Source organism: Mycobacterium sp. E1747 (genome assembly GCF_001667775.1).
GTDB lineage: Bacteria > Actinomycetota > Actinomycetes > Mycobacteriales > Mycobacteriaceae > Mycobacterium.
This window is the reverse complement of record NZ_LZJI01000009.1, coordinates 1-8,025: the sequence shown is the minus strand read 5'-3', so window position 1 is coordinate 8,025 and position 8,025 is coordinate 1. Positions and strand designations below refer to the sequence as shown.

The 8,025-nt window shown below is 67.4% G+C and carries 9 protein-coding genes; 3 read left to right on the top strand and 6 right to left on the bottom strand.

The genetic code is table 11. The features are described from left to right. The 3 genes from hypD to hypF form a co-directional block, all read right to left on the bottom strand. A partial coding sequence (hypD, locus tag A5695_RS01105) for a hydrogenase formation protein HypD (RefSeq protein WP_068077207.1) occupies positions 1-759 on the bottom strand: 759 nt, incomplete at its 3' end. Continuing rightward, entirely contained in the window at positions 756-1,031 is a 276-nt protein-coding gene (locus A5695_RS01100) for a HypC/HybG/HupF family hydrogenase formation chaperone (RefSeq protein WP_068077205.1), read from the bottom strand. The genes A5695_RS01100 and hypD, both read right to left, overlap by 4 nt. A 3-nt stretch (positions 1,032-1,034) precedes the next feature. Then, positions 1,035-3,314, bottom strand: a complete 2,280-nt coding sequence (hypF, locus tag A5695_RS01095) for a carbamoyltransferase HypF (protein WP_231974678.1) — start codon at positions 3,312-3,314, stop codon at positions 1,035-1,037. A 174-nt stretch (positions 3,315-3,488) separates the two neighbouring features. On the opposite strand from hypF, the gene A5695_RS01090 reads away from it, so the two are divergent. Further along, positions 3,489-3,860, top strand: a complete 372-nt coding sequence (locus A5695_RS01090) for a hydrogenase maturation nickel metallochaperone HypA (RefSeq protein ID WP_068077203.1) — start codon at positions 3,489-3,491, stop codon at positions 3,858-3,860. Next, positions 3,861-4,676 (top strand): hydrogenase nickel incorporation protein HypB, encoded by an 816-nt coding sequence (gene hypB / locus A5695_RS01085; protein ID WP_068077201.1) that lies wholly within the window; start codon positions 3,861-3,863, stop codon positions 4,674-4,676. It abuts the gene before it with no gap. Positions 4,677-4,698: 22 nt separating this feature from the next. Here hypB and usfY read toward each other — a convergent pair whose 3' ends face one another. The 3 genes from usfY to A5695_RS01070 all read right to left on the bottom strand — a co-directional run bounded on the left by usfY (position 4,699) and on the right by A5695_RS01070 (position 7,245). Then, the gene (usfY, locus tag A5695_RS01080) at positions 4,699-5,001 is read right to left on the bottom strand and encodes a protein UsfY (protein WP_068077199.1); all 303 of its coding nucleotides are present in this window, start codon (positions 4,999-5,001) and stop codon (positions 4,699-4,701) included. 166 nt (positions 5,002-5,167) lie between these two features. Next, positions 5,168-6,667: a peptidase gene (locus A5695_RS01075; protein ID WP_156749392.1), complete on the bottom strand. Its 1,500-nt coding sequence runs from the start codon at positions 6,665-6,667 to the stop codon at positions 5,168-5,170. Positions 6,668-6,870: 203 nt separating this feature from the next. Then, positions 6,871-7,245 (bottom strand): hypothetical protein, encoded by a 375-nt coding sequence (locus tag A5695_RS01070; protein ID WP_156749390.1) that lies wholly within the window; start codon positions 7,243-7,245, stop codon positions 6,871-6,873. A 121-nt stretch (positions 7,246-7,366) separates the two neighbouring features. Between A5695_RS01070 and A5695_RS01065 the strand changes: the two genes are divergently transcribed. After that, the gene (locus A5695_RS01065; RefSeq protein ID WP_068077195.1) at positions 7,367-7,942 is read left to right on the top strand and encodes a hypothetical protein; all 576 of its coding nucleotides are present in this window, start codon (positions 7,367-7,369) and stop codon (positions 7,940-7,942) included. Positions 7,943-8,025 lie beyond the last annotated feature (83 nt).

Genomic DNA, 8,025 nt, shown 5'->3' with positions numbered 1-8,025 from the left:
GGCGGTGACCGCACGCGGGTAGGCGTTGCGCAGCTGCGGCGTGCCCGCCTCCAGGAGGTCGACGGCCTGCCGGACACCCTCGAGCAGGTCCAGCGGCTCGAATCCGGTGACCACGATCGGAACGTGGAATTCGTCGACCAGCGGCCCGTATTCGCCGGTGCCCATCACCGTGCAGACGTGTCCGGCGGCCAGGAACGCCTCGACCCGGTTGGTCGGCGAGCTCAGGATCGCCGTCATGGCCGGGGGCACCAGCACGTGCGAGACGAGCATGGAGAAGTTGGTGAGCCCGAGCCGCTGCGCATGCACGACGGCCATCGCGTTGGCGGGCGCGGTGGTCTCGAAGCCGACCCCGAAGAACACCACCTGCTTGTCGGGGTTGTCGGCGGCCACTCGGGTGGCGTCCAACGGCGAATAGACGATCCGGACGTCACCGCCGGAGGCGCGCACCCCGAACAGATCCTGACTGCTACCCGGCACCCGCAACATGTCACCGAAGGAGCAGAAGATCACGTCGTCGCGCGCCGCGATCTCCAGGGCGCGGTCGATCATCTCCAGCGGTGTCACACAGACCGGGCACCCCGGGCCGTGGATGAATTCCACCGCGCCGTCCAGCAGCTGGTCGATGCCATTGCGGATGATCGAATGTGTCTGTCCACCACAGACTTCCATGATGGTCCAGGTTTTGCTGACGCGTTTCTTGATGTGGTCGACCAAAGCGTGTGCGGCTACCGGGTCGCGGAACTCGTCCAGGTATTTCATGCCGGTTCCCTCCTGCCCTGACCCTCGTCGCCGGCCAGTTCGTCATCGAGCACCCCGAGGTCGTCGAACATCCGCAGGGTCTCCTGCGCCGACGCCTCGTCCAGCCGGGTGATCGCGAAACCGGCGTGCACGATGGTGTATTCGCCGATCTGCATGTCCGGTAGGTAAGCCAGGCACACGGTCTTGGTGGTGCCGCCGAAGTCGACGGTGCACATCCGCGTCCCCGCCTCATCCCAGGTGTCGACCACCTTGCCGGGAATTCCGAGACACATGTGTTATGCCCCCCTTTCGTGCCGGCGTGCCGCGATCACGGCCTGGCCCAGCGCCAGGCCGCCGTCGTTGCACGGCAATACTGCGTGGGTGAGCACCTCGAAACCGTTGCCCACCAATTCTTTACGGAGCCCATCGCGCAGCAGTCGGTTGACGAAGACGCCGCCGGTCAACCCGATGGTGCCGACGCCCGCCGCGACTTCGTACACCGCCTGCGCCGTGGCCCTGACGACGGCGGCGTGAAAGCCCGCGGCGAGATCGGCCGTCGGCGTGCCGGCCCGCAGACCCCGCACCACCTCGGTGATCAACGGCGTCGGGTCCAGGACGCCCGCGGTGACGTCGAAGTCCATCGGCGCCGGGTCGCCGCGGCGGGCCAGGTGCTCGAGTTCGACGGCGGCCTGACCTTCGTAGGTGACTTCTTGGCAGACGCCGAGCAGGCTGGCGATCGCGTCGAACAAGCGACCCATGCTGGTGGTCTCGACGCAGCCGATGCCGCGCGGAATCTGTTGTTCCAGAACGCGTCTCGCCTGGGCGTCGAGACTCTGCACCGCGGGCAGGTCCGGCGCCCAGTCGATCCCGGCGCGGTGCAGCAGGTCCAGGACGATCCGGCCGGGGTGGCGCACCGCGCCGTCGCCGCCGGGCAGGGCGAACGCCTTGAGGTGCCCCGCCCGGGTGAAGGCGGCCGGGTCGGTGAGCATCAGGAGTTCGCCGCCCCAGATGGTGCCGTCGGTGCCGTAGCCGGTGCCGTCGAAGGCGACCGCCAGCATCGGCTCGTCGAGCCGGCCGTGCTCGGTCATCAGTGATACCGCGTGGGCGTGGTGGTGTTGCACCTGCTGCACCGGCAGGTCCCGTCGCTTGGCCCAGCCGGTCGTGGCGTAGGCCGGATGCAGATCGCAGGCGATCAGCCGCGGTCGGCAATCGGTCATGACGGCCAGGTGTCGTTCGGCCGATTCGAAGCAACCCTGGGTGCGCGGGTCGGCCATGTCACCCAGATGCGACGACATGTGCGCGTGCCCGTCGGAAGACAGCAGGCAGAACGTGGTCTTGAGATCCCCACCGGTCGCCAGGATCACCCCGGCGCCGGCGGCCGGCGTCGACACCGGAAGCGGGGCGTAGCCGCGGGAGCGCCGGACCGGCACCACGGCGCCCTCGGCGTCCAAGGCGAGCACCGAGTCCTCGCACGGCACGTGGATGGGCCGGTCGTGGGTGAGCACCGCGTCCGCCAACCCGTCGATCCAGCTCAGGTCGGAATCCCGGAACACGATCGGGGAGCCACCGCTGTTGGCCGAGGTCATCACCAGCGGCACCGGCCCCAACCGGTCGAACAGCAGGTGGTGCACCGGGGAATAGGCCAGCATGAGGCCGATTTCGGACAGGCCGGGCGCCACGCCGGGCAGCGCCGCGTCCGCACGGGCGGGCAGCAACACGATCGGAGCCGCCGGTGATTGCAGCAGTTGCGCCCCGGCGCCGTCGACGTGGCAGAGTCGTTGTGCCGCGGCGAGATCGGCGACCATCACGGCGAAAGGCTTGGCGGGCCTGCCCTTTCGGCGCCGCAGGTCGGCGACCGTCGCGGCGTTGTCGGCGAGGCAGGCGAGATGGAAGCCGCCGATGCCCTTGATCGCGACCACCAGTCCGTCCTGCAGCGCTTGTGCTGCGGCCCCCAGCGGGTCGTTGGCATCGCGCGGGCCGCGCCAGGACAGTGTCGGTCCGCAGTCGGCGCACGCAATGGTCTGGGCGTGGAAGCGGCGGTCGGTGGGGTCGTGGTACTCGGCTGTGCACGCCGCGCACATGCCGAACTGCGCCATGGTGGTCGACGGCCGGTCATAGGGCAGGTCGGTGATCACCGTGTAGCGCGGGCCGCAGTTGGTGCACGTGATGAACGGGTGCCCGTGGCGGCGGTCGCCGGGGTCGCGCATCTCGCGCAGGCAGTCGGCACAGGTCGCGATGTCCGGCGGCACCAGCGTGCGGCGGCTGTCGTCTGTTCGACTGGCGACGATCCGGAATCCGGATTCGCCGTTCGGCCGCAGCTGGCGGGCTTCGATCGAGTCGATGCGGGCCATCGGCGGATGGTCAGCGCTGAGCGCCGATACCGCGGCCTGGACGGCTTCGGGTGCACCTTCGAACTCGCAGTGCACCGCACCGGAGTCGTTGTAGACGCAGCCGGATAGGCCGTGACGTGCGGCGATGCGCGCAACAGCGGGGCGAAATCCAACGCCCTGGACGACGCCCTCGATGTCGAGCCGCAACCGAACGCTGGTCACCGCACCACCCGACTGCCCATCCACGAACCTCCTGAGCAGCAATGGACGCCCGTGCCCAGTGGGCTGGCGGCACGGGCGGTCACGCTCAGGTTAAACCCGTCCCGATATGTCGACAATCACAATTTCGCACACAAAGTCTGCGTTTTTTTGCACTTAGTTTTCGCGACACCGTTGATCCGCGCGAGGCAGCATGGTGTAGTGCACGAGTTGTCGCTGTGCCATGCCATCGCCGGCGTGGTGAAGCCCCATGCGGCGGGGCGCCATGTCGACGTCGTCCGAGTGCAGATCGGCGCGCTGCGCCAGGTGGTACCCGACTCGCTGGAGTTCTGCTGGTCCCTGGTTTGCCAGCATCTGGACGAGAACATGGTCGACACCGCGCTGGAACTCGAACTCGTGCCCGCCGAGGTGTGCTGCCGCGCCTGCGGGCAGCGGTCGGAGATCGTGTCCCGGTGGTCGGTGTGCTGCCCGGAGTGCGCGAGCGGCGACGTTGAGGTATTGCGCGGCAACGAGTTTCTGGTCACATCGGTCGATGTGTCCGATGGCGTTCCCGAGCCACGAAAGGTCGAGTAAATGGGACGATTTCACCGCCACGATGACGGCACGGTGCACAGCCACGACCACGACCACGACCACGACCACGACCAGCATGGCGACCACAGCGGCTATGCCACCGGTTCACAGCGGATCGACGCGCTCGAGTCGATCTTCGCCGAGAACGACTCCCGCGCCGACATCAACCGGCGTGCATTCGATCGTCATGGTGTGCGCGCCCTCAACTTGATGAGCTCGCCGGGATCAGGCAAGACCACCATCCTGGCGGCGACGCTGGACGCGCTGGCCGGCGAACTAGCCATTGGCGTGGTCGAGGGCGACATCGCCACCGACCTCGACGCCGCCAAACTCGCCGGGCGCGGCGCCCAGGTGTCACTGCTGAACACCAGCAACGGGTTTGGCGGCGAGTGCCACTTGGACGCCCCAATGGTCAACCGGGCGCTGCAGGGACTCGACCTGCCCGGCCTGGACCTCGTCATCATCGAGAACGTAGGCAATCTGGTCTGCCCGGCCGAATTCGACGTCGGCGAGCACGCCAAGGCGATGGTCTACTCGGTCACCGAGGGGGAAGACAAGCCACTGAAATACCCGGTGATGTTTCGCTCGGTCGACATCGTGCTGCTCAACAAGATCGACCTCGTACCGCATCTGGACACCGACATCGACACCTACATCGACCATGTCCGACAGGTCAATTCGACGGCCACGATTCTGCCGGTTAGCGCGCGCACCGGTGAAGGCATGTCGCAATGGTTTGACTGGCTGCGCCAGTTCTCCATGCCCGGCGATGCCGCCACACCCATTGCGGAAGGCCACGCGGCGGCGAATCCGTAGGGTGCACGACCGACCGCTTCCGCTACCACACGCCGGGGTAGCGCGTGGAATACATGGAAAGCCAGCGCCTTTCCGTCTTCATCACCCGGCGATGCTCGAGCGCAAGCCAGACCAAACCGGCAACGATCGCCGGCAGACCGATGACGACCAGCGTCAGCGTCCAGTCCTGTTGCCGGTACGCCGCCGCGGCCACACCACCAACCAGTGCGGCCACGCCCAGCACAATCGCCATCAGTCCGGGCCAGCACAGTCGGTCGATGAAGAATTCGCCGGCATGCGGATACGTCGTGCGGAAATGATCGGTCGGATCTTCTGTGTCGCCCACGGCTCCTCCTCGCTAGAGCTGAGACGAAGCTAGTTGCGACTACTCGATCGTTCGTCCCCCTTAGGGGTGGTCCACGGTGTGATTCGAACGTTTGGCTTCATCCGCCGCCGCCGCGACTAAGTCATCCCCAGTCTCACCGAAATCGGTTGACGGGACGAACCTCCGGTCAGCCCGGATAGCGGGAGTAGCAGGCGTCCATGTTGCCGGTCACGCCGCCGCGGAACGCCGCTATCCGGGTGAAACCGGCGGGCACGCTGGTGCCGTCGGCGTCGCTGGCGACGAGGTGGTTGGTGAGCAACCCGGCCACCGCCTCGTCGAGATCACCGGCCGTCAGCAGCAGCTGCTTCTGTGACGACAGCTCGATGGGTTCGGCCATCTTGCGGTGCACCACGCCCGTCAGGCAGGCCGTGCGCAGCGCGGTCCACGGGCTCTGCATGGCCAGCCCGCGTTCGTGTTGCACGGCGAGCGCGTACCGCGACATCACGACCGACAGGGCGGTGTCGTCGCCCTGCGGCAGGGTTTGTTCGTTCTCGTCGGCGACCTTGCCCATCGCCGCGAGCTTGGGCAGGTCGATCACGATCGTGTTGGTGGATGGGCAGTAGGACGCCGGCGGACTTGGCTTGGCGTCGGGGCAATTGGCCGGCTGATAGGACAACGCCGGCGGACTCTTCGGGCTGAAGATCTTGCCCAGGAGCTCCATCAACGTCGACAGGGTGTCCTGGTCGATCGGGACCTCACCGGTCTCGGGGTTTCCGGTGCTGCTGTCGACGCGCAGGGCGTTGGGCAGATCCCCGCGGCGCTGCTCGATCTCCTTCTTGTCGATCCCCGCGCAGGCCGAGGCCCCGTCGATGAAACCCATTTGGAAGGCGCTGATCCGGTCCAGGGCGGACCCGTGTTCGTCGTCGTTCTCGCTCTCGCTGTCGATCACGGGGTCGCGGGTGGTGATGATCCCGGCCAGCACATGGTCGAGCCCGTCGGCGGTGCTGAGCGTGAACCGCGGCGACTTGCCGTCGGCGACCCAGAACAGGTAGACGCCCGCGAAGCAGTCGGCCTGCTGCTCGTGCACGATCGTGGGGTCGCGTCTGGTCACCAGGTGCGCCATGTTCTGCAGGGCGTGGCCGAATTCGTGGGCCAGCACGCCGTTGACCGACATGTCGCCGAAGTACCGTTGCGCGACCGGCATGAACACCCCGCGGTCCCAGGCGATCAGGTTGCAGCGCGACGTGTAGAAGGCGTTGACGAGCTTGTAGGTGTCGTTGTGGCAAACGATGGGGCTGGATGGATCCTTGGAGTTGTACGACACCATCTTGCCGACCGGGACGAAGCTTCCTTTCAGGGATTGCCCGTACACCGACTTCCAGTAGTCCTCGATGTCGTTGACCGACAGCAACGACAGCTTGTCGATTGCGCCGTCGTCGGTGTTGACCACCGTGCCGGTCGCGGCGGGTGCGTTCGAGCGAATGCCGCTGGGGCCGTTGGTGGCGGGCAAGCCGCCCACCCGGAAGGGGTCATTGAGCATGGACAGGGCCCGGCCGTCAACGAAGGATGCGCACCCGGCCACCACGATTGCCGCAGCCGTGCAGCTCAATGCCGCCCTCAGCAAGGCGGCCGCCCTGCGCGGGCGGCCACCGGCCTGCTGACGTCGATTGCGCGCACGGCTCTTCATACCAACCTCATCCCGACCGGCCAGACCAAAGCGTCTCATTCTAGAGCGGCCGGCTAACCATGACAGCCCGAATGAAAACACGGAGGAACGCCCGCATGGGTGCGCGGTTACGCGCGGCTTGGGCGGTTGCGAACGAGAGACGCCGGACGGGAAGTCCTACGGCGATAGCGAACTCCGCGATGCCGTGTAGGGCGCGCTATCCGCTAGGGCCGCGGCGCCGTCGGTGCCGGGGTCTGCTGAGGGCCACCCGGGCCACCCGGGCCGCCCGGGCTCATCATCCCGCCGGGGCCCATCATGCCGCCGGGGCCCATCATGCCCGGCCCCATCATGCCGCCGGGCTGCATCATCGGGCAGGTGCCGGCACGCCCGCCGCCATAACCGTGGCGCCAGCCGTAGTGGTCACCGGAGGACCAGCCCAAGAACAGCCCCGTGAAGAAGATGACCGCGACGACGAACACGACACCGGCGACGATGATCACCCATGCGGCGACGTGACCCAGCCGACTGCGCGCGTACGGCCCGTCCCCGTGGTGGTGGCCGGTCACGGGTCCGGCGCTGGATTCAGGAGTTTCCGTCATGCCCCGAACCATGTCACACATATACCCGCCGGGGGTAGGGACCATTGGCCCTAGAAACGGGTTTCCTGGGTCTGGTCAGCTTGCATTGTTGCGTGAAACGTGTCCCGAAGGAAACGTGGCGATGGCGGGATTGACAAGGCGCGCGGCGCTCGCCGCGTTCGGCGCGCTGGGTGCGGGCGGCGTCCTGGGTCTGCGATACGCCTGTCGCGGCGGCCTGCCCGCGACGGCAATCCGCCTCACCGACTGCGGCGGCTTCATGGGGGCCGGTCACATGGACATGAGCCGCTACATGGACATGTTCATGCGGCACAGCGAAATCAACCGGGTGGTCGAGGACATTCCCGGGGGCGTGCGCACCACCACCGAATCGACGTCCCCGGATCTGACAGCCCAACTCCAAGCGCACGTCTCGAGCATGTACGCCCACTTGGATCAGGGAAGCGAAGTCAGCTGCATGAGCCAAACCCTGCCGACGCTTTTCCGTCGTGCCGGCGGTTACCGGCGCCGGCTGACGTTCACCCCCAACGGCGTGATCGCCGAAGAGACCACCGACGACCCTGCCCTCGCCGACGTCATCCGGGCGCACGCGCGCGAGGTCACCGGATTCGTGGACCAGGGCATGCCGGCCATGATGCAGCAGATGATGGGTCGGGGCGGGATGGGCTGCGGACGAATGATGAACCCGCGCACGCCTTAGAACGGCGGAGGTTCGTCGTCGGGGGGTGCGGGGCCGGGCGGCGCCGGTTGGGCGGCCAGGCGGGCTTGGCGGTTGCGGTGGCG